General features: G+C 38.8%; 24 protein-coding genes, 1 pseudogene and 1 riboswitch. Of the genes and pseudogenes, 9 read left to right on the forward strand and 16 right to left on the reverse strand.

Going from position 1 to position 26,368, the window contains the following annotated elements; genetic code table 11:
- The first annotated feature begins 20 nt into the window (after positions 1–20).
- The gene (locus MKX62_RS17585) at positions 21–971 is read left to right on the forward strand and encodes a GNAT family N-acetyltransferase (RefSeq protein WP_340741975.1); all 951 of its coding nucleotides are present in this window, start codon (positions 21–23) and stop codon (positions 969–971) included.
- A gap of 389 nt (positions 972–1,360) precedes the next feature.
- Here the strand turns inward: MKX62_RS17585 and MKX62_RS17590 are convergent, their stop codons facing one another.
- A complete protein-coding gene (locus tag MKX62_RS17590; RefSeq protein ID WP_340741403.1) occupies positions 1,361–2,545 on the reverse strand; it encodes an IS256 family transposase in 1,185 nt (394 codons plus the stop codon).
- Positions 2,546–2,747: 202 nt separating this feature from the next.
- Between MKX62_RS17590 and MKX62_RS17595 the strand changes: the two genes are divergently transcribed.
- The gene (locus MKX62_RS17595; RefSeq protein ID WP_340741976.1) at positions 2,748–4,121 is read left to right on the forward strand and encodes an MATE family efflux transporter; all 1,374 of its coding nucleotides are present in this window, start codon (positions 2,748–2,750) and stop codon (positions 4,119–4,121) included.
- A gap of 197 nt (positions 4,122–4,318) precedes the next feature.
- On the opposite strand, the gene MKX62_RS17600 is transcribed toward MKX62_RS17595, so the two are convergent.
- From MKX62_RS17600 to MKX62_RS17620, 5 genes are read right to left on the reverse strand one after another with little or no spacing between them, the layout of a single operon-like run.
- The gene (locus MKX62_RS17600; RefSeq protein WP_067208515.1) at positions 4,319–5,041 is read right to left on the reverse strand and encodes an amino acid ABC transporter ATP-binding protein; all 723 of its coding nucleotides are present in this window, start codon (positions 5,039–5,041) and stop codon (positions 4,319–4,321) included.
- Positions 5,034–5,693: an amino acid ABC transporter permease gene (locus MKX62_RS17605; RefSeq protein WP_187047547.1), complete on the reverse strand. Its 660-nt coding sequence runs from the start codon at positions 5,691–5,693 to the stop codon at positions 5,034–5,036. Before MKX62_RS17605 ends, MKX62_RS17600 begins: the two co-directional genes overlap by 8 nt.
- Before the next feature lie 30 nt (positions 5,694–5,723).
- On the reverse strand, positions 5,724–6,509 hold the full coding sequence (locus MKX62_RS17610; RefSeq protein ID WP_340741977.1) for a transporter substrate-binding domain-containing protein: 786 nt from the start codon (positions 6,507–6,509) through the stop codon (positions 5,724–5,726).
- 17 nt (positions 6,510–6,526) lie between these two features.
- Positions 6,527–7,855, reverse strand: coding sequence for an aspartate aminotransferase family protein (locus tag MKX62_RS17615; RefSeq protein ID WP_340741978.1), 1,329 nt, complete (start codon positions 7,853–7,855; stop codon positions 6,527–6,529).
- Between the two features lie 11 nt (positions 7,856–7,866).
- The gene (locus MKX62_RS17620) at positions 7,867–9,231 is read right to left on the reverse strand and encodes a sigma 54-interacting transcriptional regulator (protein ID WP_067208524.1); all 1,365 of its coding nucleotides are present in this window, start codon (positions 9,229–9,231) and stop codon (positions 7,867–7,869) included.
- Positions 9,232–9,531: 300 nt separating this feature from the next.
- Between MKX62_RS17620 and MKX62_RS17625 the strand changes: the two genes are divergently transcribed.
- The gene (locus tag MKX62_RS17625) at positions 9,532–10,707 is read left to right on the forward strand and encodes a M20 metallopeptidase family protein (RefSeq protein WP_340741979.1); all 1,176 of its coding nucleotides are present in this window, start codon (positions 9,532–9,534) and stop codon (positions 10,705–10,707) included.
- 129 nt (positions 10,708–10,836) lie between these two features.
- On the forward strand, positions 10,837–11,547 hold the full coding sequence (locus tag MKX62_RS17630) for a VOC family protein (protein WP_340741980.1): 711 nt from the start codon (positions 10,837–10,839) through the stop codon (positions 11,545–11,547).
- 127 nt (positions 11,548–11,674) lie between these two features.
- On the opposite strand, the gene MKX62_RS17635 is transcribed toward MKX62_RS17630, so the two are convergent.
- From MKX62_RS17635 to MKX62_RS17655, 5 genes are all read right to left on the reverse strand, one after another.
- A complete protein-coding gene (locus MKX62_RS17635; RefSeq protein WP_340741981.1) occupies positions 11,675–12,070 on the reverse strand; it encodes an SRPBCC family protein in 396 nt (131 codons plus the stop codon).
- Positions 12,071–12,400: 330 nt separating this feature from the next.
- Positions 12,401–13,660: an MFS transporter gene (locus MKX62_RS17640; protein WP_187047553.1), complete on the reverse strand. Its 1,260-nt coding sequence runs from the start codon at positions 13,658–13,660 to the stop codon at positions 12,401–12,403.
- 959 nt (positions 13,661–14,619) lie between these two features.
- Positions 14,620–15,171: a GDYXXLXY domain-containing protein gene (locus MKX62_RS17645; protein ID WP_255428685.1), complete on the reverse strand. Its 552-nt coding sequence runs from the start codon at positions 15,169–15,171 to the stop codon at positions 14,620–14,622.
- Positions 15,152–15,904: a DUF2157 domain-containing protein gene (locus MKX62_RS17650; RefSeq protein ID WP_340741982.1), complete on the reverse strand. Its 753-nt coding sequence runs from the start codon at positions 15,902–15,904 to the stop codon at positions 15,152–15,154. The genes MKX62_RS17645 and MKX62_RS17650 overlap by 20 nt, the downstream gene beginning before the upstream one ends.
- 173 nt (positions 15,905–16,077) lie before the next feature.
- Positions 16,078–16,722, reverse strand: a complete 645-nt coding sequence (locus tag MKX62_RS17655) for a 2OG-Fe(II) oxygenase (protein WP_067208541.1) — start codon at positions 16,720–16,722, stop codon at positions 16,078–16,080.
- Between the two features lie 476 nt (positions 16,723–17,198).
- Here MKX62_RS17655 and MKX62_RS17660 point away from each other — a divergent pair, with 476 nt between their 5' ends.
- A complete protein-coding gene (locus MKX62_RS17660) occupies positions 17,199–17,378 on the forward strand; it encodes a hypothetical protein (protein WP_340741983.1) in 180 nt (59 codons plus the stop codon).
- Between the two features lie 112 nt (positions 17,379–17,490).
- On the opposite strand, the gene queE is transcribed toward MKX62_RS17660, so the two are convergent.
- The 3 genes from queE to queC are packed head-to-tail and all read right to left on the reverse strand — an operon-like array spanning position 17,491 to position 19,285.
- Positions 17,491–18,198 (reverse strand): 7-carboxy-7-deazaguanine synthase QueE, encoded by a 708-nt coding sequence (gene queE, locus MKX62_RS17665; RefSeq protein ID WP_067208547.1) that lies wholly within the window; start codon positions 18,196–18,198, stop codon positions 17,491–17,493.
- Positions 18,195–18,620: a 6-carboxytetrahydropterin synthase QueD gene (gene queD, locus MKX62_RS17670; protein ID WP_067208550.1), complete on the reverse strand. Its 426-nt coding sequence runs from the start codon at positions 18,618–18,620 to the stop codon at positions 18,195–18,197. The genes queE and queD overlap by 4 nt, the downstream gene beginning before the upstream one ends.
- On the reverse strand, positions 18,617–19,285 hold the full coding sequence (gene queC, locus MKX62_RS17675; protein ID WP_340742598.1) for a 7-cyano-7-deazaguanine synthase QueC: 669 nt from the start codon (positions 19,283–19,285) through the stop codon (positions 18,617–18,619). The genes queD and queC overlap by 4 nt, the downstream gene beginning before the upstream one ends.
- Positions 19,286–19,290: 5 nt before the next feature.
- Positions 19,291–19,334: riboswitch (PreQ1 riboswitch) on the reverse strand.
- Between the two features lie 261 nt (positions 19,335–19,595).
- On the opposite strand from queC, the gene MKX62_RS17680 reads away from it, so the two are divergent.
- The 3 genes from MKX62_RS17680 (at position 19,596) to MKX62_RS17690 (ending at position 23,453) form a co-directional block, all read left to right on the forward strand.
- Positions 19,596–20,948 (forward strand): IS1182 family transposase, encoded by a 1,353-nt coding sequence (locus tag MKX62_RS17680; protein WP_338652378.1) that lies wholly within the window; start codon positions 19,596–19,598, stop codon positions 20,946–20,948.
- A gap of 132 nt (positions 20,949–21,080) precedes the next feature.
- The gene (locus MKX62_RS17685) at positions 21,081–22,130 is read left to right on the forward strand and encodes a 2,3-butanediol dehydrogenase (protein WP_340741984.1); all 1,050 of its coding nucleotides are present in this window, start codon (positions 21,081–21,083) and stop codon (positions 22,128–22,130) included.
- A gap of 234 nt (positions 22,131–22,364) precedes the next feature.
- Complete coding sequence (locus MKX62_RS17690; RefSeq protein ID WP_338652569.1) at positions 22,365–23,453, forward strand: metallophosphoesterase; 1,089 nt, start codon at positions 22,365–22,367, stop codon at positions 23,451–23,453.
- A 113-nt stretch (positions 23,454–23,566) separates the two neighbouring features.
- Here MKX62_RS17690 and MKX62_RS17695 read toward each other — a convergent pair.
- Together MKX62_RS17695 and MKX62_RS17700 are read right to left on the reverse strand one after the other, a co-directional pair.
- Positions 23,567–23,911: pseudogene (locus tag MKX62_RS17695) on the reverse strand (hypothetical protein); the annotation flags it as partial.
- A gap of 31 nt (positions 23,912–23,942) precedes the next feature.
- On the reverse strand, positions 23,943–24,770 hold the full coding sequence (locus MKX62_RS17700) for a C40 family peptidase (RefSeq protein WP_340741985.1): 828 nt from the start codon (positions 24,768–24,770) through the stop codon (positions 23,943–23,945).
- A 400-nt stretch (positions 24,771–25,170) separates the two neighbouring features.
- Between MKX62_RS17700 and MKX62_RS17705 the strand changes: the two genes are divergently transcribed.
- A complete protein-coding gene (locus MKX62_RS17705; RefSeq protein WP_340741986.1) occupies positions 25,171–26,358 on the forward strand; it encodes a branched-chain amino acid ABC transporter substrate-binding protein in 1,188 nt (395 codons plus the stop codon).
- The last annotated feature ends 10 nt before the right edge of the window (positions 26,359–26,368 follow it).

A 26,368-nucleotide genomic window follows, 5' to 3' on the forward strand; every position in this document is an offset into this window, starting at 1 on the left:
ACAGTAGTGGAGGGGTCTAGATGAAAATCATTGCTTGGAAACGCGATAGATTAGAAGAGCTAGTAGAGTTATGGAATAAAGAATTAGCCGTAGATTTTCCGATGCGTAAAGAGCTGTTTATACAGAATAGTTTCAATGACGTGAACGTTAGCTATGAAGGTTCTTATATCGCAGTAGATGATCAAGACCATGTGATTGGATTTGTAGTTGCTAAACGATGGCAAGAAACAATAGACGTGAAAATGGATCCTAAAAGGGGCTGGATCCAAGTGTTATTAATAGACAGTACACACCGGGGGAAAGGGCTTGGAACAAAGCTTCTTAAACGTGCAGAAGCACAATTAAAAGGAAATGGTGTTGAGGAGATGCAATTGGGTGGTGACCCCTTTCACTATTTCTCGGGTATACCGGATCAATATAAGAATGCTCAAAAGTTGGCGGAAAAACATGGCTACACTAAAAGAGTAGACACATATGACTTGATTAATCACCTGGATAAAAAATATGACTTACCTGTTGATAATTCAGTTGTATTTTCAATCCTTAAAAAGGAGGAAGAAGTTGATCTAATTTTATTTCTAGAAAGATGTTTTCCCGGAAGATGGGTCTATGAAACGATGAAGTACTTTGAAATGAATGGGGATGGACGAGAATTTGTTGTCGTCAAAAAGAAAGGTCAAATCATAGGTTTTTGTAGAATAAATGATAGCCACTCGCCATTCATTGCACAAAACGTTTATTGGAGTCCCCTTTTTGAACAAGAGGTCGGTGGGATTGGTCCATTAGGGATTGATGCGAATGAACAAAAGCAAGGGTACGGATTAGCGATTGTTCAAGCTGCAATAGCTTATTTACAAGAACGAAATACTGAAACTATCATTATTGATTGGACAATTTTAGTGGACTTTTATAAAAAACTAGACTTTAATCCATGGAAAATATATGGCGTATATTTAAAGGATTTGAAGTGAAGATTTTAAAGAAGGTGTAGTGAGTAATGGGGGTCCGCCAACACGAAACCAAATTGTTTGAACAGGTGATCCAATTGGCTTATGAAACATTTCTTGAATAGGGCCAGACATCGATGGGGTGGCCTAAATAAGTTTTATCCCGCATTAACGGGCAGTAAGATCCCCACTTCAAACACGAGAAGAATAAGTGGAGAGTCAACTAATCGTAATAGCCCGAATGGTTATGCTAACAATCAGTGGAGGATGAAGAATCCCCACTGATTGAAGACTTTTTTAATTGCGGTGTAATTTCCGCAGTTTATACATAGCTTTGTTGCAGAAAAAATGGGGAGTGTCAATATTTATGTGTAAATGACAATCGGACCTCTTCTTAATGATCATCACACTTTTTATTCTTTCACTTCAAACATCTCAGCCAGCTCTGCGCGTGCTTGATCGAAACCGATATGGCATCGTGTGGAGAAACGTTGGTTGTACTCTTCAAACTGCGAGACTAGGAAGCGTTCGAGTGCTTCTTCGTTCGGAAACTGCTCTTTGCGCTTTGTATATTTCTTGATTTGCTTGTTAAATGACTCGATTAAATTCGTTGAGTATATGCTTCGCCAAATTGACTTTGGAAAGCTGTAGAAGGTAAGTAGATGGTCATTTGTAGCGAGTGATTTTGTCACCTTTGGGTATGATTTTTTCCACTTTTCACAGAAATTATCTAACGCGACTTGCCCAGCTTCCTGATTATCAGCTCGGTAAACCGTTTTGAAGTCATCACAAATCTCAGCACGGTCTTCAACACGTACTTTATGTGAAATATTGCGCGCCACATGCACTAAACATGTTTGGAATTGCGCTTTAGGAAATACGCTTGTAATCGTGTCAACCATACCTGTTAAGCCGTCTGAAAGGAATAGAAGGACTTCTTCAACGCCACGCTCTTTTGTTTCTAGTAAGAGCTCTTTCCAATTAAATGCTGATTCTGTTGGAGCGATTGTGTAAGCAATTACTTCTTTTGATCCATCTTCACGAATGCCCACAGCTATATAAACAGCCTCTTTAGAGACCGTTTCACGTCGAACAGAAATATAGGTTGCGTCTAAATAAACACAGACGTAGCGCGCACTGAGTTTCCTTTTAGTAAAGGCCTCTACTTGTTCACCCACTACCTGTGTCATATTAGATATTGTTTGACGTGTGTAATGATGGCCATACATTTTTTCGATTAAATCGGCAATTTCCGACATGGTCACGCCTTTTTGAAACATGTGAATGACAAATGATTCAAGTGTATCATTTGACCGCTTATAAGGTGCGACTGTCTGTTGTTTAAACTCGCCGTTGCGATCACGGGGAATTGTGATTTGGAGGTCACCATATTCCGTGTGTAGCGTTCTTTCATATGAACCATTACGTGAATTACCTGAATTAAAACCGATTCGGTCGTATTTTTCATAATCTAAAAAAGCCGTCAGCTCCGTGGCGAGCAGCGCATTTACCGCTGTTTCTAAATGCGAACGAAAAACTTCGGTAATATCTTGTTTTTGGACTAGTGCTTGGACAATATCTGCTGTAAACTGAGTCATAGGGAAGACCTCTTTTCTAGGATTGGTTGTGGTGACTTAATTCTACCAAGAAAAGGTCTTCCTTTTTGTATTTATTCATTTACACAAGATATTTTACACTCTCAAAAAATGAAAGCGATTAACATACATTCTTTATAGTTTACATTCAAGGTTTATGGTAAGATACTTTGAATGTAATTGGATAAAGAAGGGAAGTGTAGTAATGGCATCAGCCGAAACTGCAAAAAAACCAGACAAAAAACTGAAATTATTTCATTTAACATGGCCAATTTTTTTAGAAGTCTTTCTTTTTATGTTGATGGGAATCGCGGATACATTCATGTTGAGTGCATTGTCAGATGATGCTGTGTCAGGTGTAGGGGCGGCAAATCAGTATGTTCATATTGCCATTCTCATCCTAGAAGTTATTGGGAACGGGGCGGCAATTGTTGTATCACAATATCTCGGCTCGAAAAGGTATCTTGAAGCATCCAAAATTTCAGCATTAGCGGTTACATTAAATTTAATTGTCGGTCTTCTTATGAGTGTTATTTTCGTTATATTTTCAAAAAATATGATGATTGCTATGAATTTACAAGGCGATGTACTGGAGCATGCTTCAAAATATTTAATCATTGTGGGCGGAGCGATTTTCTTACAAGCTATTATTAATTCGTTATCAGCGATTATTCGTGTACATGGCTTTACAAAACAAACGATGTTTGTTTCATTAGGTATGAACATTGTTCACGTAGTCGGCAACTATGCACTAATTTTCGGGAATTTTGGTTTTCCAGAGTTAGGGGTACAGGGTGCAGCAATTTCTTCTGTTGTTAGCCGCTTGCTTGCATTGATTGTTTTCTTTTGGATACTTTATCGAGTAATGGAATACCGTGTAGAGTTCCGCTATTATATTACATTGTCAAAAGAATATATTCGTAAAATATTACAGATAGGCATTCCATCCGCATTCGAACAGGTGATGTATCAAGGGTGTCAAATTGTCTTCTTATACTATGTAACTTACTTAGGAGCGGAATCATTAGCAGCAAGACAATATGCTGTGAACATATCAATGTTTACGTATTTATTCGCGATTGCGATTGGTATGGGAACGGCGATTATTGTTGGAAGGTTTGTTGGCGGAAACGAGCAAGACGAGGCATATACGAGTGTTTGGACAAGTGTCAAATGGGCATTTCTGTTTACGTTATGTATGGTGACACTCGTTATCATATTCCGCTATCAATTGATGAGGTTGTTTACTGATAACACTGAAATCATTGAAATAGGGGCATCCGTTTTACTTCTTAGTATTTTACTAGAAACCGGGCGTACGTTGAACATTGTTATTATCTCCTCATTGCGTGCAGCTGGAGATGCAAAATATCCGGTTATCATTGGTTCTTTTTCAATGGTAGCGATGAGTTTGCCATTAGGCTATTTTCTAGTGTTCGAATTAAACCTTGGACTCGTTGGAGTATGGCTGGCGATTACTGTAGATGAATGGACGCGTGCTATTATTATGTATTACCGATGGAAGAGTAGGAAATGGGAAAGATACGCTCTTGTATCGCCGAAAAAGAGTCGTCAGTGAATACAGATAGTCAAACATAGAACTTGGAACAGTTGAATAATATATAAAGCGTGTCACTTAGAGTTTTACTATCTAAGTGGCATTTATTTGACTCGGTGTAAAGTGGATATGCAATTTTAACGAGGTAAATAACTAAAGCCCCAGCAACTCAGGCGAAATTAATCGACAGAGTTACTGGGGTTTTTAGTTTAATACAATCATAATATCTTCTCTAAAAAGTCTTGTGCACGTTGACTTTTTGGTGCAGAAAAGAATGCGGCAGGGGGGGCGTCTTCAACTAATTGCCCATCGTCCAAAAATAACACGCGATCTGCGACTTCTCGCGCAAATCCCATTTCATGGGTTACAATCGCCATCGTCATACCGGTAAGTGCTAACGATTTAATAACTTCCAGTACTTCCTTCACCATTTCAGGGTCAAGGGCAGAAGTTGGCTCATCGAACAACATCATTTCGGGTGACATTGCCAAAGCTCTTGCAATGGCTACACGTTGTTTTTGTCCGCCCGATAATCGAACTGGATGTTCGTTCTCTTTTTCAGCGAGTCCTACCTTTTTTAATAATTCTCGCCCCTGTTCTTCTGCTACATCCTTAGAAGTTCCTTTGACCATCATCGGTGCATAGATAATGTTTTCAAGAACAGTCTTATGGGGGAAGAGGTTAAATTGTTGAAATACCATTCCAACTTGCTCTCTCACCTTCATAATATTGACCTTGGGATTTGTTACTTCAGCTTCATTCACCCATATATGTCCGCTTGTAGGTGTTTCAAGTAAATTAATGCAACGAAGAAATGTCGATTTTCCAGAACCTGAAGGACCAATAATTGCAATGATTTCCCCTTTTTGAATGGTGGTTGAAATCCCTTTTAACACTTCAACTTTTCCGAAGTTTTTACGAAGATCCTGAATTTTAATCACTTCGTCTCATCCTCCTTTCAACCGCTTTACCAATCAGTGTTAAAACAATTACCATCAGATAATAGATAACACCCGCGAAGATTAGCGATTCAAAATAACGATAAGTATTGCCGCCTACGATATACGATCTTCTCATAATATCTGTTACACCAATGACGGTGACAATCGCAGATTCCTTCGTTAAGGTAATAAATTCATTCATCAAAGCAGGTAAGATGTTTTTCAAAGCTTGCGGTAAAACAATATCCATCATCATTTTCTTATAAGGGATGCCGAGGGCCATTGAAGCTTCCAGTTGCCCTTTATCTACAGCTAAAATACCGGCTCTAATAATTTCAGAAATGTATGCGCCCGAATTAAAACCGAATGCCAAGACAGCTGCAGTATATGCAGTGACTTTAATATCGAATAACTGTGGGGTACCATAATAGATTAAAAGAAGTTGGAGAATCAATGGGGTTCCACGGAAAATGGACGTATAGATGTCCGCAAACCATTTTAGTCCTTTAAATCTCCCAATTTTACATAACGCTAAAAGAATTCCGATTACAAAACCTATAATTGCTGCAACGCCGACAATTTTCAGAGTGACCCCAATTCCTTGTAGAATATAAGGAATTGAGGGGGCAATTTGGGAAAAGTCTAAATTCATGGGCTAACATCCCTTTCTTTCCCGAATGAATTAGTTACTGAACCATTTCAAAACTAGTTTCTCTACTTCACCTTTATCCTGTAATTCCTTGAGGACACGGTCAAATTCAGCAGTTAAATCGCTGTCTTTTTGGAAAGCCATTGATAAACCTAATTTGTGCTCCTCTGGAAGTTCAAAGCTAGACAGTTCCTTATTTGACTCGATATAGCCATTTGCCACTACATCTGCAATGACGATTGCATCAAGATGACCAGATTTGATTTCTTGAAAAAGATCCGGAACGCGGTCACGGCTTTCAACAGAGTAACCATATTGTTCTTCAAGTGATTTCGCACCTTTTTCTTGAACAGATGCCGTTTGAGCACCAATTTTTTTGCCTTTTAGATCTTCCGCGCTATTGATGTTGCTGTCCTTCATCGTAATAACTAGATTTGTAGCTGTAAAATAAGCAGTTGAGAAATCAATTACTTTTTTACGTTCTTCATTGTTGCCATCCATACCTGCAACGACCATATCAATGCTTTTTGCTTGGAGCGCGGGAATTAAACCATTGAAATCCATGTCTTCAATTTCTAATTCATAACCTAGTTCTTTGGCAACCATTTTTGCCAAATCAATATCAAAACCGATGATTTCATCACTTACTGCTGTGTCGACATATTCGAATGGGGGATAATCTGCTGAAGTTCCCATTTTAAGTATCTTCGTATCTGATGCACCTGTTTTCTCATCATCTGCTTCATCTTTGGTTCCACATGCCACAAGTACGCTCATCATTAGAACGAGTAGAAGTGCAATCCCTGACCACTTTTTCATAATAAATCACTCCATTTCTAATTTGTTTTATTTTCAAATTCCGTTAAAGCTTCATCCAATACAGTCAATCCGTCATCGATCTGCTCTTTTGTTATTGTAAGCGGGGGAATCATTCGAATAACTTCACCAGAGTTGCCGCACAAGTAGAACAGTACACCTTTGTGGAGACAACCATCCAGGACAGCCATTACTGCTGCGCCGTCAGGTTCACCCGTTTCTGGATTGCCAAGCTCGATACCAATCATCAAACCAACACCTCTAACGTCATTTATGGTTGGATGTTGTAGTTTCATTTCAAGTAAGCGTTCCACTGCATAGGCGCCCATTGCTGTGGCGTTTTCCAATAGCTTTTCTTCTTTCAACACTTCAAGAGATGCGAGAGCAGCGGAACAAGCGATAGGATTGCCGCCAAAGGTCGTTCCATGTGTGCCGAGCGGCCATTGGTCCATTAGTTCTTTCGAGGCAACAGTAGCGCTAAGCGGAAGCCCTGCGGCAATCCCTTTAGCGATCGCCATGATATCCGGTTTGACATCGAATGTCTGTGCAGCGAACCAATTGCCTGTGCGGCCGAATCCAGTTTGAACTTCATCGAAAATAAGTAGAATGCCATGGCGGTCACAAATTTCCCGAACTTTTTTCAGCCAAGCTTTTGGTGGAATGATGTATCCACCTTCGCCGAGAATCGGTTCGATAATCATACAAGCGACTTCTTCCGGATCTACTTGGTGGTTGAATAGTTTTTTCGCATCTTGCTCAAGTTTTTCAGGGAAGAAGACGTCAGGATCTGCTCCTTCAGGAAGGTATTCAGGCAGTGCATATGGCAACTGATAGGAAAGCCATGTGGGCTGCAAATGTTTCCGGTATTTACTTTTCGATGTTGTCACACTTAATGCGCCCATTGAACGTCCATGGAAACAGCCAGTGAAAGAAACGATATAAGGTCTTCTTGACGTATATTTTGCAAGTTTTAACGCACCTTCAATTGCTTCAGTGCCACTGTTCGCGAAAAAGAAGTTATCGAGTTTTGGTGGTAAAATCGTTTGCAGTTCGGCTGCAAGTTTTAAGATGGATTCGTAGATGATAACACCTGATGGACCATGAATAAGGTGGTCTGCACTATCTTTGATCGCCTGTACGACTTTAGGGTGCCGATGTCCTACGTTCTCGACAGCAATGCCAGAAGTGAAATCTAGGTACCTCTTACCATCAGCGCCGTAATAATAACATCCTTCTGCTTTTACAACAGGTAAGTTCGGGTGATCTTTTGCCATACTTGGTGCGAGAAAGTTTCCAATGTTGTCGACCATATGAAGCCAGTCTTGTTGTTCTCCTAATTTTTGCTGCACAGTAAATCCTCCTACTCAATATCGGTATATTTTTTCAGTTTGCGAACGACAGAAGGTTGGCTTATTCCAAGGAACTTAGCGATTTCAGTCGTTGTACGATAGCGCTCCTGCGCATCCCTTAACACTTTCATTTCAACATCATCTAAAATACTTGGTAGTGTTCGTCCTTCAAGATGAATAATAGACAAGTCATCGTCTGTTTTTTTACGGTATTCTGGAGGCAAGTCTTTTGCCGTGATAATAGGGGAAGTACTTTGGACAACCAACCGTTCGATAACATTTTTGAGTTCGCTATGGTTTCCATGCCAATCAAGAAGTAGTAACTGGTTAAAGACATCATCTGAGAGCTTCTTTGTAGTAGTGTGTGCAATTGAAAACTGACTTAAATAGATGGAAATCAAAGCACTCAAATCTTCTTTACGTTCACGAAGCGGTTTTAAATGAATTGGAACAATATGGAGCATGTAATACAAATCTTGATGGAACTTTTTAACAGCAATTGATTCTGTCAATGCATTTTCAGCTGAGCTAATTAGCCTCACATCAAGTGGAGAAAATGTAGTTGCATTTATAGGGGTAAATCTACGTTCTTTCAGTACATTGGCAACTTTTCCTTGAAGATGAACCGAAAGTTTATCGATTCCCTTTAAATAGAGGGTTCCTTCATGGGCTAACGTCAACAGACCCGTTACCCTTTGCTCGAACTCTCCACCGAACAGTTCACGTTCAAACATCGCTTCCGGCATTGTTTCGCAGTCAATTTCAATGAAAGGTCCATTTTTTCGCTTACTTTCGTTATGAATGAACTTTGCCATTGTTGTTTTCCCAGTTCCTTGTTCTCCATAAAAGATGACAGAAACATCGAGTGCGGCCGCATTCCTAGCGGTTTCATAAGCAATTCGTGTCGTCCTGTTTTCCATCGTCAATCCATCGATTGTAAGATTCTCTTTTCGGAGTAGCGAGAGTTCCTCTTTTGCCAGGGACATTTCATTTTCAAGTTCTTTCATATATTCCTGAATGACGAGAAGTTCGGCTACTTCATAGGAATAACTAAGGACAAATTCAACTTCGCCTGACTCATTAAAGAATGGCACGCCTGTAATAAGTGCTTTTCGTCCAGAAGGGGTAGCTTGTATGACAACTACCTTCTTTTTTTGTAGAAGGACGAGTGGAGTAATAGCTGGAGAGAAAATACCCCTTTTTTCTAAATCATATACGGATTTTCCGAGGAGATCCTCAGCACGTATCCCGTAATAGCGTCCACTAATTTGTGAAGCTTTTACGATAATACCTGCGTGATTAGTAACAATGATATCTTCATCATACGAATCAATAATTTCTTCTTTTGAATTTGGATGTAAGAAAAATCCTGTCATACGACCACCTTTCCTAGAGGCAACAGTATTCAATAATGAATAATTATTTGTTTGTAAATAAAATATACGTTATTATCGGAAGATTAGCAATATATTTTTAACTCATTGGTGAATGTACTAGATACTTGTATTGGCGATGTCGAAAATTATAACATGCATTCAAATGCATTTACAAGTATAATTATACAAATAGGAGATATAAGTACTGAGAAGTTCCTTTTTTCGCTTATCTATGATTAGATACAGGTCAAGTGACTCGTTTATTATTCAGAAATGAATTGAAGGAAAGGGGATTAGATGATGTTAAAAGAAATACTAATCAATAGTATAGAGGAATCTATTGAAGAAATGATTCAGGTGCGTCGTCATTTACATATGCACCCAGAATTATCACATCAGGAAATTGAAACACCAGCCTTCATCGCGAACTACTTGGATGACTTAGGAATCGAAGTGCGCCGGGGAGTTGGGGGGAGAGGTGTGGTAGGAATAATACGCGGAGGAAAGTCGGGGAAAACGATTGCTTTCCGAGCTGATTTCGATGCATTGCCAATCCAGGATGCAAAGGATATCCCGTACCAGTCAACCGTACCGGGCGTTATGCATGCCTGTGGACACGATGGTCATACTGCAGCATTATTAGGCTTTGCAAAAGCGGTAAATGCAGTGAAAGATCAATTGCAAGGAACCATTATCCTCATTCACCAGTTCGGGGAGGAATTGCCGCCAGGTGGGGCGAGAGCCATGATTGCGGATGGTTGTTTAGATGGAGTGGATGCGATTTACGGTGCCCATCTTCAGTCTACTATGGATTCAGGTCATGTTTATGTACGTGACGGTTATTTACAAGCAGGTGAAGATACCGTCAAGATTATTGTAAATGGTTCTGGAGCACATGGGGCAGAACCACAAAAAGGAGCAGATCCAATTTTAGCAGCCAGTCACATCATGGTTGCACTTCAATCCATTGTGAGCCGGAATACAGATCCAATGAAAGAGCTTGTTATTTCAATTGGGAAGTTTCATGCTGGGGATGCAGATAATGTCATTCCAGAAAAAGCAGTGATGGAAGGGACGATTCGTGTTTTTGATGAAGAGTTGCGTACGTTGGCCGGCGAACGTCTGACGGATCTTGCACGTTCTGTGGGTCGCGGACTTGGTTGTGAGGTGGATGTGCAAATTGAAAGAGGGTACGATGCACTTTGGAATCATGCCGAGCAGGTGGACATCGTTCGAAAAGCAGCTTCGGATACATTTGGTAGTGATGCTGTAATTGAAACACAACCGATTATGCCAGTCGAGGACTTTTCCTATTACCTGCAACAAGTTCCAGGTGCCTATTTTTTTGTCGGTGCAAAAATGGAGGATACTAAAAAGGTGTTCCCACATCACCATGAAAAATTTGATTTTCATGAGCCAGCAATGGAAATGATTACCAAGACATTTGCTGGGATTTTGCTTGATTATCAAAAATAGTGAGGGCGTATCAGTTGGATGCAAGACCCATTTAAGGTAATCCGCAATTCCATGCTGGTTATGCAGTTCATTCAACAAGTTGGTGCGGAATAGAGAACACAAAAAACTGAAAAAAGGGATTGTATAGCAATGGAAATCAAAACGGTTGTTTTGTTTACAAAAGATTTAGTACAAATGAAAAATTTCTATATTAATATACTAGGTTTTTCTTTACTGAATGAAGACAAGAATAGCTTCCGAATCGCCATTGGTACAAGCGAATTAGAGTTTTCCACAAAAGTAGTAGAAGGCAATCCCTATTACCACTTTGCATTTAACATACCAGCTAACAAATTTTTTGAAGCAAAATTATGGACGAAAGAAAGAGTAAGTCTATTAGTTGAAGAGGGGAAAGATGAAGTTGAATTTGTTCATTTACCAGCTCATGCGTTGTACTTCTATGACCCAGCCGGTAATATAGTAGAGTTTATTTCGAGACAGTCAGTATCCAAAGATAGTAAGGAAGCATTTTCGATTAAAAGTATTTTAAATATTAGTGAAATCAGTATGACTGTAGATGATGCTATAAGTGTGGGCGAAAAACTTTCCGTTATTGGTGTGACTGAACGTGACAATAATGCAATAAGTACAAACATGCTTAATTTTTTGGGTGAAAGAAAGAATGGGGTATTCATTTTATTAACTCAACCAGGAAGGAAGTGGTTATTTTCTGATAAAAAAGCTGCCATCTATCCTCTTGAGATAACATTAACGGATAATAATAAAATAGTAATCAAGCCCGATAATGAAGTACAAACATTTCCGGTTAAGCATGAAAAAACGTCTATAGAGTTGAAATAAAGAATTCTTTTCAATCATATAAACGTTTTGGAACTTTGGAGATGTCTACGCCCACATCGTAATTAAATAAGCTGCCAATCATGTTATTAACTGGTTACTTTTGGTTAATCAACAGGTGTGATTTAAATTAAGAATAGGGAAGTTCTTGATTTTCCAAATATGCGTTTAGATTTGCCAATGAATAGGCGAATCCTTCTTGGTTAAATTCTACTCTTGTTCCGTCAGGTTCAGAGCTTAATTCAATCGAAAAAAGTATTTGATTTGAATCCCAGTAATACGAAAATTTTTGATTTTGCACGACTTCTTTAATCGTAAATTTCATTGTCATGCTCTCTTCTTTTTTAAGATCATTGTATGAACTTGGCCTCAATGTGAAAGTGGCTTGCTCTCCAGCCTTAAAAATGGGTATGTTCCACTTGGAACCTGGAGCATACCAAATTGAAAAAACTTCATCATTGGCAATGGCATTCCAAACTGTTTCTAAATCTTTTTTGATTAATATGGACTTACTGTTAGTCTTCAATATAACAACCTCCGATACATAGTCTCTCAAGTATAAAAAAGGAATGATGGAAACACAAACATATGTCGATGGTCAGATGATCTAACAAAAGATATGATGACTCATGAAAGTAATTGGACAGTAATGGATAATGAAGAGTCGCTTGCAGTCTATGATAATCAAACGTTACAGGGGCATTCGCTTGTAATCCGAAGAAATAGTTACTAAGCCGAGCTGTAGTATCGCCCTTGGTGACGGTAAATACTTTTAATTTTGAATAAAAACAAGAGCCTTCTGGAAAGTATCCCGGAAGGCTCTAACGCATTTTTCATTCAAGTAGGTAAGATGAGATTAATTCCATAACCCTGCTTTTTCAAGTTTCTTTTTACCTCTAAACGCTAAGATGATAAAGACTATATTGAAAACAAGCATTGCAACGATTGTATAAAGTACTAATGTGTAAGTACCAGTTAATTCAAATACAAACCCATATCCAGGTAAAGCTACGATACCCGCAACAGCTAGTCCTAATGCAGCAGTAGAATAAATTTGACTGAATTCTTTATTGCCGAAAAGGGAAGTTGTAAGAATAGGTCCGAGTGTTCCAACCGATGCAGATACAACACCGAAAATCCCGATTGCAATCATAAAAATTGTTGAGTTATCTGCAATCGTAAGCAACATTCCGATTGAAACCAATCCCGTAATCATTGAGAAGATGGCTGTATTTCGTGCGCCAATCTTGTCGCTTAAGAAACCAAAAACGATAGATCCAACTAGCATACCAATCATCCAAATACCTAATGCATTACCGGCGAATTGAACGGAGTAACCAAGACCCATTGCGAATGTGGGAATATGTTGACCAAAGCTAGCAATTGCTGTTATGAAGAAGAAAAAGATAACTAATGCATAAAATGCAGTAGATTTTCTTGCTACAGCAGCAATTACACCTTTATTAGGCTCAACTATAGTTTCACTTGCACCTTTTTTAACTTCGTCCATGCCAATTGGTAGCAGACCTTTTTGTTGAGGTGCCATTCTGATTGTTAAAATAATAATGGGAATAACGATTGCCATTACGACAAGTCCTAATGTAATGTAAGCGGATCTCCAACCGTTGTTAGCAATAAGGTTTCCAACGATAGGTGAGATGATAGCGCCACCTATTCCAACAAATGCCATCATGGCCCCCATTGCTAATCCATTATGTTTTTTAAACCAGTTATTGATCAATACTGGCCCAGCCATTGTTGCAACGAAAACCGAACCAATTGCCATTGGAATAGCGAATAAATACCATCCCCACACTGAATCCATTAAGCCAAACATAGCAAAAGAACCAGCTTGTAAAATTACACCGACAATAAGTAGTAATCTGATGTCATATTTCGCCATCATCTTACCGGCAATCGGTAAAAATAGCATTGTAGCAATTGAAGAAACACTAAAGTATAATGTCAAACTACCCATACCAATTCCTAAGTCCTGAGAAACGGGTGTTAAAAATAATGCACCTGAGCTATTAATTCCACCTCGTGTAAATGCCGCCATAAGTGACACACCGATGAGTAACCACCAGCCAAAGTGAATTTTTTTCTTGTTATTCATTAAGTTAAACCATCCTTTTTTCTTGTACTTTGCTCGTTCCGTATATCGAAATGTTCATTACCTTTTTCCACGATAATACTTACAGCCATATTAATTTAACATTAAACTATCTTATGTGTCAATAAGGTGAATTTTTTTAGTTGGTTAGATTTGAACGCAAAAAATTCTAAATAGTAATGTTGAAATAAAGAAATCCATTGGATTGATATGGCACTAGGGGATGCATTATGCCTAATTAGATAAGCTTCTGCGGCGTCATCACTCAGTAAATATTGCAATCCCTCAGTTCAATATTACATGTGTTGATTGGCCAAAGTTAACCAGTAAATGACTGCTTACTCCTTCTTTATAGCATTACTTTTTCGAATGTAAGGCAGTTACACTTGCAACCTTTCTTGAAAAATAGTTGCATTTTTTACTTGAACAATATAGACACGCGGTAAAGGTGTTGTGATCGTTTCGTCCAAAGCGAGCAAGAAATGTTCAAGTGAAAATGTAGACTTTTATGCATTTCTTACAAGTGCTTTATGTAAGAATGTAGTTAATCAACAGATGTGGTTCAATCTGTATGTACATTCGTAACGCGATCATTCCGCGTCTACTTTCACCTTGTGCATTTACCAAGTAGATCTGTATTAAATTTGGGGAATATCCGAACTTGGGTAACAGATGAATCCTTTTCCATTTATGAGTAGCATCCTTTCACTGAATAACTTTTGTACAGAAATCTAAAACATGATTTTGCTATTATCAATGAAAATGGAGACACTAGTACTTGTAACATATAGTGGAATGCCGATTTACGTTGTGGGCTAACCGAACAAGCGGTGTAGATACAATGATGCATTGGGTAACGAGGACATGGTTTTGAATGAATAGCTAAAAAGCACTAAGTACGGAATCTGAATTGATTCCGTGCTTAGTGCTGTTATTGTGATTATAAAGAAGGTGCGTATGTATTATTTAACCGCAGAAATCTCCTGCAAAATCCCATAGCCATTTTTCACTTTCAAGTGCGCCATCAATCGGCCTTTCGCTGATAAATCTTCAAGTTCTTTGCCGGTGTTTTCCGGTACGAAGTAGCGTTCCAAGCCAAAATCGATGGAATGGACGTTAACACCATCAACATTCTGGTAATCATAACTGCTCAGTTTCCCGGTTAAATAGACGCTACCTCTAGGCTTTTTATCAGATAAACTATCCAACACATAGATATCGTCTTGCTTAACAAGTTTTCCGTAAACAGTTAACCCATTGGAATTCACCGACTTGTTGAGTTTGTCCAAAATCACAGTCGAAATTTCATTTTTCGGAACTTCCTCAATTTCATAACGGAGTGTGACATAATCACCGTACAGTAAATCTCTTGGATCTACTGGCACTGTCAGCAATGCTATATCATCTCCGTATGTCAATGTCCATAATGGTTTGACTGTCAGGCCGATTAATAGGAGAAGGGGGACAGTTAGTGCAACAATGAAACCAATACCCTTATTTTTCATCATGTTCATGTGCAATCACCGTTCCTCTCCGAGTTTTCTCGAACCAAAAACCAAAACCGATTAAAATCAAGCCTCCAACGATAAAGAATAACGATTTTGGCATAAAATTATATGACAAATCGGCGTAGAAGCGGAAGATCAATGTGCACACAATAAGAACCGCTGGCAAACTGCCAATCTTCAAGAAGTACAACAGTATTATTGAAAAAATGATTGTGAAAATAATCGCTGCTATTCCTGTATTGTTTGCCGGTATAAAATCCCCCCATGTACTTGGGAAAGTCAGAAACAGCCCCGCCATTCCATAGACTACTGAACCAAGCCATTCGGATGGCAACTGGTATCGGCCAAATGGATAGAAGGCAAGAAACAATCCAAGTGCAAAGAATGTACATAAAATTAGTACTTCATGCAGATCAAAATAAATGAATAAATTGAATGAAAATAGTAAAGTCAAAATGACATTGGAAATAAATAAAACTTTGGAATGACCCATCCGTCTTTCATTCATCCAAAATAGTAGCGGAATAATTAGTAGAAGCAGATAAGGTAATTCAACCGTTCCATTCAACACTTTGAAACCGTAAATGATGAAGAATAAGCTAGCAGACGCAAAAATGAGTTTGTCTTTCAAGTGATAGGCGAGTGGTAAAATACCGAGGCCCCACATGAAGAAATCTGTATAAACACCTTCACCCAGATTAAACATTTGACCAATTAGAAAAATCCCGGCGCCAAACACAAATACACCATGCTAAGTATACCCGCAATTATTGAGATGCAACAGTTTCCGTTTTTCGTAAATTAAGTACAATGTCCCTTATCTACTCCTTTCTTTTTTCTATTATCATTCCTGCTTTTTTTACAATTTTGATGGAATTTAACAAAATAAAAAGCACTCATATTGAGCGCTTTTTATCTTAATTTTTGTTTTCTCATCCATTGCGTTGCGACCCACTTTTCTCCGGCTATAACTGGTGCTCCACCATGTAAAGTTAACTTGTTTAAATCATCATCACTATAGAAATACTCGAAATAAACTGCCATACCCTTGTGTGGGGTTACTGAGAGATTCAGTTTAGGGAAAAAAGTTTCTCCGCCTTGTTCTACATCATTTAAGTACATAATGAGCGTACTAATTCTATTATTGTTTGCTACTTTACTTGTTGATGAAAAAAAATCATAATGAGCTTTATACTCTTGACCAGGAGTATACTTAAGGATTTGAATTCCCTCTCCGTGTTCAATAGGAATATTCATGATAGTCGCAATTCTCTTTTCGACTCTAGCAACAGTTTCGTTTTCACTTTCACTTTCTTGAAAAAACATACTACTACTTGTTCTCAGTTCATCTATTTCACGAGTCTTCCCAATTTTTGAACGTTGCATTTTGTCCTTTGACAATTTGATTAGTTCATCACATTCTTCGTTACTTAAAACATTACCTAAAATTACTATCAATGGCTCTTCGAATCTAGTGATTATATCAATTTCTCTGTCTGTTTTTATTTTATTTCCAGCGTGATCAAATATAGTTTGTTCTTTATTCTCCGTTATCATCTTCAAACGACCCCTTAAACTATCTAATTTTCAGAACGAGTACGTTTTATCCCGCATTAACGGGCAGTAAGACCCCCACTTCAAGTCTTAAAGGACACAAGAAGAATAAGTGGGGGATCAAATGCCCGTAAAAGCCCGAATGGTTAGGGCCAACGAGGAGGAATTGCAGTTCATTCCTCCCTGTTGGTTACTTAGGCTTTGCCACAGGACGTGGCGCACTTAGCCTAAGTTCTTTAAACAATCAGTGGGGGATGAAGAACCCCCCTCTGATTGAAGATTAACTTTATTGGTAATGATTATACGTGTTAACGGTCTACTTTCACTTCAAATATTTGATTATAAGAGCATGCTCTTATAGTTTCTTCTTTGAATGATTTTATTTTATCATAGAATTTTAACATATCGCAAATTTGGTAACCATTTTAATGTTGGGATCTTTTCGTTAATATTGTGGCTAATAGTGAGGAAATTTAGATGTGGAAAATGACAACGTGTCGGCTCAATCTGTTGTAAAAGTAATAGTTGAAGTGATTTCAATGGGGAGAATGGAAGATTGGAAGGGAACAAAAGAGGACCTTTTATTATTTTTATTGCCTTTACAAACCGATCAATTTAGAAAACTGCCTTCATCGATTTATAGTGAATTTCACAAGTAAAAGAACCAAGTGTCGGATTAGAACAATTCCGACGCTTGGTTCTTTATTAAATCATCTTTATATGTCAAAAATAGAGATGCAATACTGATCACAGAGAAATGAATAAGTCTTATCAGACGCCGCGTTTATTCCCCCATAGCAGAGTATGCAATTGTGGCAACACTTTGGCATCATTCATTATAGGGGAGTGGACTGTTAAATCAATTAACCACTCATATCGTTGTAACAATGTCGAAACGAGAAGTGCATCGTCAGTTGTCGTCGTATCGTCATTTCCTGTCTGTAGAAAGAAAGGAAACGCCGGATATCGCAGATGGACCTCTTCCGCAAACTTGAAATCCTTTTCATCGAAAATGACGACTTTCAAAGTAGCAGTCGTTTCAATCAGTTTCTCCATGAACGTATCCAGTTTACTGAAATCCGTCACCATCCCTGAACTTGGTGGTTTTGGGGAAAGCGTGATGTCATCAATTTTCAATAACCAATCCTGCCAAAAAGAAGCTTGCGTTTCAACTGCGACCTTCCAACCTTGTTCGTGGCACAAATCGACAAGTTCCCCAATTCCTTTATGAAGGGCAGGGTTCCCACCTGAAATTGTGACATGTGAAAATGACTGTCCGCCTATTGCTTTAAGTTCATCTATGATTTCTGCCGGCTGTTTCGAAGTGCTTTTTCCCGAACCGTCCCAAGTAAAACTGGAATCGCACCAAGAACAAGAATAATCACATCCAGCTGTTCGAACAAACATCGTCTTTAACCCCATGACCATTCCTTCGCCTTGAATAGTCGGACCGAATACTTCCATAACAGGAATCTTCATAGGACTACCTCCTGTTCAGGACGATAGATGACATAGCTAGTCGGCGTTTCTCGGACTATGACTTGAAGGCAGACAGGCTTGTTGTTTCTAGTTAGAAGAACTTCCTGGATTGATTTGCAAACCTGTTCTGCCAATTTCTCGGTCGTCGGGAAATTGTTCTTAAATTCAGGATGATCATTCAACACAGAATGATCGTATTTATCATGAATGAGGTTTTTGAGTTCCTTGAAATCAATCAGGAAACCGATTGAATCCAGTTCATTTCCTCCAATTGTTATGTTTAAGTAATACGTATGACCGTGCATTACTTGGCATTTTCCAGCATCTTCGCTTGGAATGAAATGTGCCGCAGAAAAATGCATGTCTTTGTTTAATTCAAAACGATATGAATGCTGAACTTGCGGATAAAATTGCTGCATCATTCAGAGACACCTACAGACTTTTTAGATAAATAGGTAGCGAGACCGTCATTCCGTAACACACAGGCAGGACATTTCCCGCAGCCTGTACTCGGAACTCCGTTGTAGCAAGTAAGTGTCTTGTTCTGCACAAAGTCGAACGCACCAAGTTCGTCAGACAAAGCCCAAACTTCGGACTTATCGAGCCACATCAAAGGCGTATGGATGACAAACCGCCCGTCCATAGCTAAATTCAGTGTCACATTCAACGATTTTATAAAATTGTCACGGCAATCAGGATAACCGCTAAAATCCGTTTCACTGACACCCGTAATTAAGTGCCGAGCACCAATCGCATCTGCATAGACCGCGGCAAATGACAGGAATAAATGATTCCTGCCTGGAACGAAAGTCGACGGCAATTCACCTTCTACTTCATTCACTTCGATATCATCTCGCGTCAAGGCATTTGCTGACAGTTGGTTGATCAAATTCATATCCAGTACTTTAAACGATACCCCAAGCTCATCTGCAATTTTTCTAGCACACTCGATTTCCTCCGAATGGCGCTGACCATAGTCAAACGTCACCGTAGCAACTTCACGGAAATTTTTCAATGCCCAAAACAGGCATGTCGTACTATCTTGGCCGCCGCTAAAGACGACAACCGCTTTTTCATTTTTCACTATAAAACATCTCCTTAGTTTTTTAGAGAGGGAGTTTTCGAACCTCTTTTTTTGAACAACGTTAATGATAACATAAATAGGTGATGGAAGGGATTAGAAGAGGGGTTTGGAAACAGTTGCGCACACAATTCTTATAATACAATCCGCGTATTATAAGTCTATCGTTTAATGAATTGTTTAATTAGGTGAATCAATTTCATATCTCTGAGCCCTTGCGGCTCTAAGTATAAAACGGCAAGAAAATAGAGCACCTCCCCAAATCCTGTATAATGAGAGTTCTGACACACACATTAACAGACTGGAGAAATGCTCTATGCCTATTATACGACAAGAAAGCCTGTTTGACATGAAAGTTTTATTTGATTTGGAACCTACCCATCGATTTAATTCAATTTTATCCGGTATTGAGATTCATCCGATCCTTGACGTAGTAATGAAAAAGTCTAGATTCGGACCTAAACAATCGCTTAATTACTCTGCAATGATCTATTCATTGATCATCCGAATCACCGAGCGTATTCCTTTTATTAAAGACTTAGTAAAACGTCTCTCTACAGACTTACGATTTAAAGTTGATTGTGGATTCTTGGTATCAGATGAAATCCCATCCGAAGCTTCTTATTCACGTATGATCACATTGATTAGCGATTCTGATGCGTTAGAAATTGTTCAAGAAAGCCTACTTCTTCAGGCTATATCAGAAGGTTTCGTCTCAGATGAAACGATAGCCATTGATGCAACGCATGTAGAAGCACGTGATCGTGCTCCATATAAATCAGATAAGGTTGAAAAAGAACCCCAAAAACGAGGGCGTAAAAAGAAAGAGGAACGTGAACAATGGCTAATTGATAAAGCCGAAATAGAAGCGAATCTTCCGGTTTACGAAAAGAAAATTGAATACCAACTTGATATACCGCTTAAGGAACTTCGTTCCTCAGTTCCCACACAACCAAAGTGGGGAATAAAGAAGAACAGTGAAGGGAAAAACGTATTTTGGTACGGATTCAAATGTCATCTGGCAGTTGGGACGAAGAGCCAATACATTCTTCAATCTCTGTTTTCCTCTGGTAATCTTAACGATGGAAAAGCTGCAATCCCATTATTAAAAGGTACTAAAGAACGCCTTCCGTTATTGAAAATAAAACATGTGACAATGGATGCTGGTTACGACTACCAACCAATTTATGAACAGATTTATCGTAATGGAGCGCAATCTATCATTGCTTATAATAAGAAGAACGAGCCCGAGCCAATAGGCTTTGATGAGCATTTCGCACCCACATGCGTGCGGGAACATTCCTATCGTTATGATAGCTTCGATGCGAAGTACAAAACGTTGAAATACACACGGCCAAACGAATGTAAGGACTGCCCATTAGCTAACGACAGTTTATGTCAGAAAATCTATAAAAAGAAAATTTCTGGCGATCTAAGACGTTACACAGCACCAGCACGTGGGTCAATGAAATGGGATGAAATTTATAAGGAACGAAGTTCCGTTGAACGTGTAAATGCTTATCTAAAAGGCTTTTTTCTGCTAGATCAGATTTATCATTGTACCGGAGTCAAAGCCAAAGTTCATTTCGACTTGGTTCATATTGCATACAATGCCAGTAAACTTGCAGTTGATCGTCTTACACAGCTTCAACTATCCGCAACAGCATAATCGTCTATTTCATTCGTTTTTTTAAGAAATCATTTCAAATTCTGTTTCTTTATGATTTTTTAAAAGTACGCATTATGAAATTGATTCAGGTGTATGATAACTATGCAAACAACTTAAGGAGATGAATTATCAATGAGAGCAGCAGTATGGTATAAAGCCAATGATATTCGTGTTGAAGAGCGTGAAGTGAAAGAAGTTCTTGCAAATGATGTAAAAGTACGAGTGGCATGGACTGGTATTTGCGGCAGTGACTTGCATGAATACCATGAAGGCCCAGTATTAATTCCAGGAAATGGTCCGGATCCATTGACAAACCAGGAAGCGCCACTAACGTTAGGGCATGAGTTTTCAGGTATTGTTGAGGAAGTTGGTTCTGATGTGACACGCTTTAAAGCAGGAGATCGTGTCGTTATCAATCCGTTGATTACATATGGCACTAAATCGTCTGAGTATGATATATATGATGGCTTCACGTTTGTTGGACTAGGTTCTGACGGTGGATTTGCAGACTTTGCAGTCGTATCTGAGAAAAACGTTTATGCACTTCCGAAAGGTTTATCTCTTGAAGAAGGCGCACTTGTAGAACCGATGGCAGTTACTGTACAGGCCGTGAAAGAAGGCGGATTGCAAGCTGGTCAAACGGTTGCTGTATTTGGTGCTGGCCCGATTGGATTATTGACAATCATTGCTGCAAAAGCACAGGGTGCTAACAAAATTGTTGTATTTGACTTGTCTGAAGAGCGCTTGGAAAAGGCGTTGGCAGTAGGAGCTACACATGTGTTCAACTCAGGTAAAGTGAATCCTTTGGAAGTTGGAAAAGAGATTGAACCTGAAGGCTTTGATGTCTCGTTCGAGGTAGCTGGCGTAGAAATTACGTTGAACCAGGCAATTAAAATCACAAAAACGAGGGGGACGGTTGTTATTGTATCTATATTCCCGAAACCAGTTTCCTTCTCACCAATGGATTTAACGGCTTCAGGTATTAAAATTACATCAACACTAGCTTATGAGCCTGCAGTATTCCAGAAAACAATTGATATGATGGATTCTGGCGAAATTAACCCTAAAGAAATTATTACGAGCCGTATTGAGCTTGAAGAGCTTGTTGAAAAAGGTTTTGATGCGTTAACGAATGACAAAACGCAAGCGAAGATTCTTGTTAAATTGAGCGGCGAACAATAATACGATAGAATAGTTAAAAGTAAAGTACCCTGGTTGCATCTTTGGATGTTACTTAGGTACTTTTTTTAGGTGAATACCGTGGCGGACTAGGTTTATCTATCGCAAAAATAATCATTGATCTTCATGGCTAAAAAAACTATACAAAGCGAGAAGGGGAAGGGAACAATTTTTACGGTTACCATTACTCTCTAACTTTGTTCGGTAATTGATGTGATAAAGTGAGGGAAACAACAGATGTCATTTACAACTATTTTATTAATTTTGCTCGTCTTAGTGATCTATTTACTGTTATGTTTTTATATCGGATACAATGGCTGGGTATGGCTGAAAACAACGCAATTTGCTGCCTTCAAGAAAACCTATATAATGCTCATGATCTTACTTAGTTTGTCCTTTTTCATCGGACGGTTTTGGTCATGGGTACCTATCCAATTCATCGGCGGATTTTGGCTCGTGATTTTTGGCTATAGTTTACTATTATTACCTTTGATCAATCTCGCGATCTGCTTATTGAAAAAGAAATGGATTTTTCAAATCGGATTAGGGACGATATTATTCTTTGTTGTTGTGCTTATCTACGGTTCGTACAATGCTTGGAGTCCCGTTGTCACAACGTATGAGGTAGCTATTGATAAACCAGCTACAGAAAAAGAGTTAAAACTTGTCGTTGTATCCGATCTTCATCTCGGAAGCATTGTCGGTGAAAAGCATTTGGAACGTTTAGTTGCCGAAATTGAGGTATTACGCCCCGATCTAATCTTAATTCCTGGTGATATTATCGATGACTACATTGCTCCATACCTGGATAAAGAGATGGGGAAAATATTAGGGAAACTTCATGCACCACTTGGCGTTTACGCAGTACCTGGGAATCATGATTATTATGGCAATGATGTTGATCAATTAGTTATCGAAATGGATAAAATCGGCATCCATGTACTAGCAGACGAAACAGCACTCGTTTCCGATGACTTTTACATCATTGGTCGAAAAGATCTGGCGGCAAAGAGTAGGATTACAACAACTGCATTAGTTGCCGACTTAGACCAAAACAAACCAATGATTATGATGGACCACCAGCCCGTTGAATTTGACGAGGCAAGTGACAGTGGCATCGATTTACTGTTATCGGGACATACGCATAGAGGTCAACTATTTCCAGCTAATCTAATTACTCGATGGATTTTTGAAAATCATTATGGCCACATAATGAAAGGTCAGCTTCACTCAATCGTAACTTCTGGTTTTGGTACATGGGGCCCCCCTCTTAGAATCGGTAGCCGTGCTGAAATCGTTGAAATCAATCTCAAATTCCAGAAATGAAACGCAAAATAACAGGAGACATTGAGACAATGGCAAGCTGAAAGTTGGGGTTCTTTAAAAAAAGGAAAAAACAGCTGAAAGAAAAGGATTTCCTTTTCTTTCAGCTGTTTTACTTATGGGTATTTGTTTTCAAAATCACAGTCTTTCAATGGAATCAATTTTGATTTGTGTTCTACTTTATAGACTAGCCAAACGATTAAGAACAATAGTAAACCGACGTAGGGAATGACTACGCTATTCCAATCAATTCCGCTACCCATGAAAGCTTGAAAGTTTTGATCTAAAATAATGAAAATACATAGAAATAGCACCAATAATGGACCAAGCAGGAACCATTTTGTACGATTTGGAAGCTCTTTTATTTCGTGCGCCAAGTCCCAAAGAACGCGAGTGGACGTATACATGCCAGAGTTACCTGCAGATAATACGGCTGTTAGAATAATCGCATTCATAACGGATTCCATTGGTTTTACGAGTCAGGGTTTCTTTTTACAGCCGTTTAAAACTATCAAATTTTGATTTCCAGTAGCTGTTACTTAAGCTTGTTACTTGCGACTGCTTGCCCCCAGCATGCACGAACTTATTATTGCCAATGTAAATGCCGACGTGTGAAATGCCTTTACGATATGTATTTTTGAAAAAGACCAAATCACCTGGTTTGGGCGAGGTTACTTTCTTCGATTGCGCAAATTGGCTAAGCGTGGTGCGTGAGATTTTTTTCCCTGATTGTTTGAAAGCATATTGTACGAAACCACTACAGTCAAAGCCGTTTTTTGTCGTCCCGCCAAATAGGTAGGGTATAAACCTTAGCTTCATTGCCTGATCAACAACGTTTTGAGAAGCAGTGGATGATTTGGAAGTTGATTTGTTTGCACTTGTTAAAAGAGAACTAAGTATCCATCCGGATGTTTTGTTAACTTTTACGTGAAACCAAACATCGTTCCCCAACTTTTTTTGCTGTGAAACAGTTAACGTCGTCCCTTTTTTTACCTTAGCAACAACCTTATTTGTTGTACCAGCAGCGGAACGCACATTGACATTGGATTTTGTCTTAAAGGTTCCCTTTTTTGCTGAAATGCCGTTAGACGCTGAATTGGTTTTCTTAGCTGATGTTTGTAAGATTTGATTTGGATAGAGTGAATCTGACGTTAAGTTATTCCATTTTTTTAGATTGGATATGGATACCTTGCTTGATTTTGAAATGTTCCATAGTGACTCCCCATTTTTAACTGTATGCGTGCTCGCTTCTACATCGCTATTTGCCATTCCGAATACTAAAGTGCCTGCTAAAAGTAGTGAACATGCAATTTTTCTCATTATGTATTTCAGCCACCTTTTCTATTAATCATTGACTGGTCAATGCCTATACGTTTAATAGTAGAGAACTGAATATGCAAGTACAACAGCAATTTGATTACAGATTCATTACGCGTCCGTAAAAATAACGGGATATCTTGGACTTGCATCCAACTTTAGTTAACATTTGCCGTAGGCAGCTTAAATCATAGACTTCTCTCGGTTCACTGGTTGAACTGGGGAGAGGTTTTTTTATTGAATATGGCACAAAACAAACATTCTTTTGTGGATTTCTCATTATTGTGCTTAACTGGAACTAAATTCCTGAAAATAAAAATGAATAATCTGTCCTAATTCTTGTTTCTAATCAATATACATATACAAAGGCTTGTACTTCAATTAAGAAGAATGGGGGGTCAACATGAAGGTCAAAAAATCTTTAGCTTTATTGTTAGCGGGAGTTTTGGTGGTAGGTATGTTAGTGGGCTGTGGTTCAAAGCCCAAAACGACTAGGGGAAAAGATTTACCGATTATTAAAGTCGCTACTCAGACACCACTATCAGGAGGTAGTGCCGCAATTGGAGAAGTAATTAAGCTAGGTGCACAGCTTGCATTAGACGACCAAAAGGAAAAGTTTAAAGAATTAGGATTTGAGTTGCAACTCGTCCCTTTCGATGACCAAGCCGATCCCAAAAAAGGGGTGGCCAATGCTCAATTAATAGGTGCAGATAAATCTATATTCGCAGTTGTCGGTCACTTCAACTCAGGTGTTGCTATCCCATCTTCAGAAGTATATGAAAAATACAGTATTCCAATGGTTTCACCAGCCAACTCAGCAACTGAAGTTACAGATAGAGGATTAAAAACAGTGAATCGTATTGTTGCTCGAGATGATTCTCAAGGTCCAGCAGGGGCTGATTATGCAGTTAACACTTTAAAAGCAAAGAAAATCTTTATCGTTCAAGATAAAACAGCATACGGTACGGGGCTTGCGAAAGCCTTCGAAAAAGGTGCTGAAGATGCAGGAGCTGAAATTCTTGGGTTTGAAGGGATTACGCTTGGAGAGAAAGATTTTAATGGAGTTCTAAACCAAATCCTTTCTAAGAAACCAGATCTAGTATACTTCGGGGGAATCTACGCAGAAGGCGGGCTATTAATAAAACAAGCGAGAGAAAAAGGTATTGATATCCCGATTATGGGTGGAGACGGATTAGATTCTTCTACACTCGTTGAAATTGCTGGAGATGCAATTAAAAATACGTACATTACTACTCTAGCAGGAGATCCTGCTGAATCAGAAGCTGGAAAAGAGTTTATGGAAAGGTACAAAGAAATTAACAATCGTGATGCAGAAGCATACTCAGTATACGGCTATGACACTATGGGAGTGGTATTAAAAGGTATCGAGAATGCAATTACAGCAAATAATAATAAATTGCCGACACGCGAGCAAGTAAGAGATGCTGTTCGTGGAATAAAAGATTATCAAGGTGTGTTGACAACAGTAAGCTTTGATGACATTGGCGACAATAAGTATGCAAAAGTATTTATTTTTAATTATAAAGAAGCTAGTTATCCACCGCAATTAGAAGGTGAAGTCGAAAATTAAGTAGCTTGGA

Source organism: Sporosarcina sp. FSL K6-5500 (assembly GCF_038005665.1).
Classification (GTDB): domain Bacteria; phylum Bacillota; class Bacilli; order Bacillales_A; family Planococcaceae; genus Sporosarcina; species Sporosarcina psychrophila.

What these genes read in the sequence shown, in the direction of transcription:
- MKX62_RS17585 (WP_340741975.1), top strand. Translation starts at nt 21, where the DNA reads ATGAAAATCATTGCTTGGAAACGCGATAGATTAGAAGAGCTAGTAGAG.
- MKX62_RS17590 (WP_340741403.1), bottom strand. Translation starts at nt 2,545, where the DNA reads ATGACTCAGTTTACAGCAGATATTGTCCAAGCACTAGTCCAAAAACAA.
- MKX62_RS17595 (WP_340741976.1), top strand. Translation starts at nt 2,748, where the DNA reads ATGGCATCAGCCGAAACTGCAAAAAAACCAGACAAAAAACTGAAATTA.
- MKX62_RS17605 (WP_187047547.1), bottom strand. Translation starts at nt 5,693, where the DNA reads ATGAATTTAGACTTTTCCCAAATTGCCCCCTCAATTCCTTATATTCTA.
- MKX62_RS17610 (WP_340741977.1), bottom strand. Translation starts at nt 6,509, where the DNA reads ATGAAAAAGTGGTCAGGGATTGCACTTCTACTCGTTCTAATGATGAGC.
- MKX62_RS17620 (WP_067208524.1), bottom strand. Translation starts at nt 9,231, where the DNA reads ATGACAGGATTTTTCTTACATCCAAATTCAAAAGAAGAAATTATTGAT.
- MKX62_RS17625 (WP_340741979.1), top strand. Translation starts at nt 9,532, where the DNA reads ATGTTAAAAGAAATACTAATCAATAGTATAGAGGAATCTATTGAAGAA.
- MKX62_RS17630 (WP_340741980.1), top strand. Translation starts at nt 10,837, where the DNA reads ATGGAAATCAAAACGGTTGTTTTGTTTACAAAAGATTTAGTACAAATG.
- MKX62_RS17640 (WP_187047553.1), bottom strand. Translation starts at nt 13,660, where the DNA reads ATGAATAACAAGAAAAAAATTCACTTTGGCTGGTGGTTACTCATCGGT.
- MKX62_RS17645 (WP_255428685.1), bottom strand. Translation starts at nt 15,171, where the DNA reads ATGAACATGATGAAAAATAAGGGTATTGGTTTCATTGTTGCACTAACT.
- MKX62_RS17655 (WP_067208541.1), bottom strand. Translation starts at nt 16,722, where the DNA reads ATGATAACGGAGAATAAAGAACAAACTATATTTGATCACGCTGGAAAT.
- queE (WP_067208547.1), bottom strand. Translation starts at nt 18,198, where the DNA reads ATGAAGATTCCTGTTATGGAAGTATTCGGTCCGACTATTCAAGGCGAA.
- queD (WP_067208550.1), bottom strand. Translation starts at nt 18,620, where the DNA reads ATGATGCAGCAATTTTATCCGCAAGTTCAGCATTCATATCGTTTTGAA.
- MKX62_RS17680 (WP_338652378.1), top strand. Translation starts at nt 19,596, where the DNA reads ATGCCTATTATACGACAAGAAAGCCTGTTTGACATGAAAGTTTTATTT.
- MKX62_RS17685 (WP_340741984.1), top strand. Translation starts at nt 21,081, where the DNA reads ATGAGAGCAGCAGTATGGTATAAAGCCAATGATATTCGTGTTGAAGAG.
- MKX62_RS17690 (WP_338652569.1), top strand. Translation starts at nt 22,365, where the DNA reads ATGTCATTTACAACTATTTTATTAATTTTGCTCGTCTTAGTGATCTAT.
- MKX62_RS17700 (WP_340741985.1), bottom strand. Translation starts at nt 24,770, where the DNA reads ATGAGAAAAATTGCATGTTCACTACTTTTAGCAGGCACTTTAGTATTC.
- MKX62_RS17705 (WP_340741986.1), top strand. Translation starts at nt 25,171, where the DNA reads ATGAAGGTCAAAAAATCTTTAGCTTTATTGTTAGCGGGAGTTTTGGTG.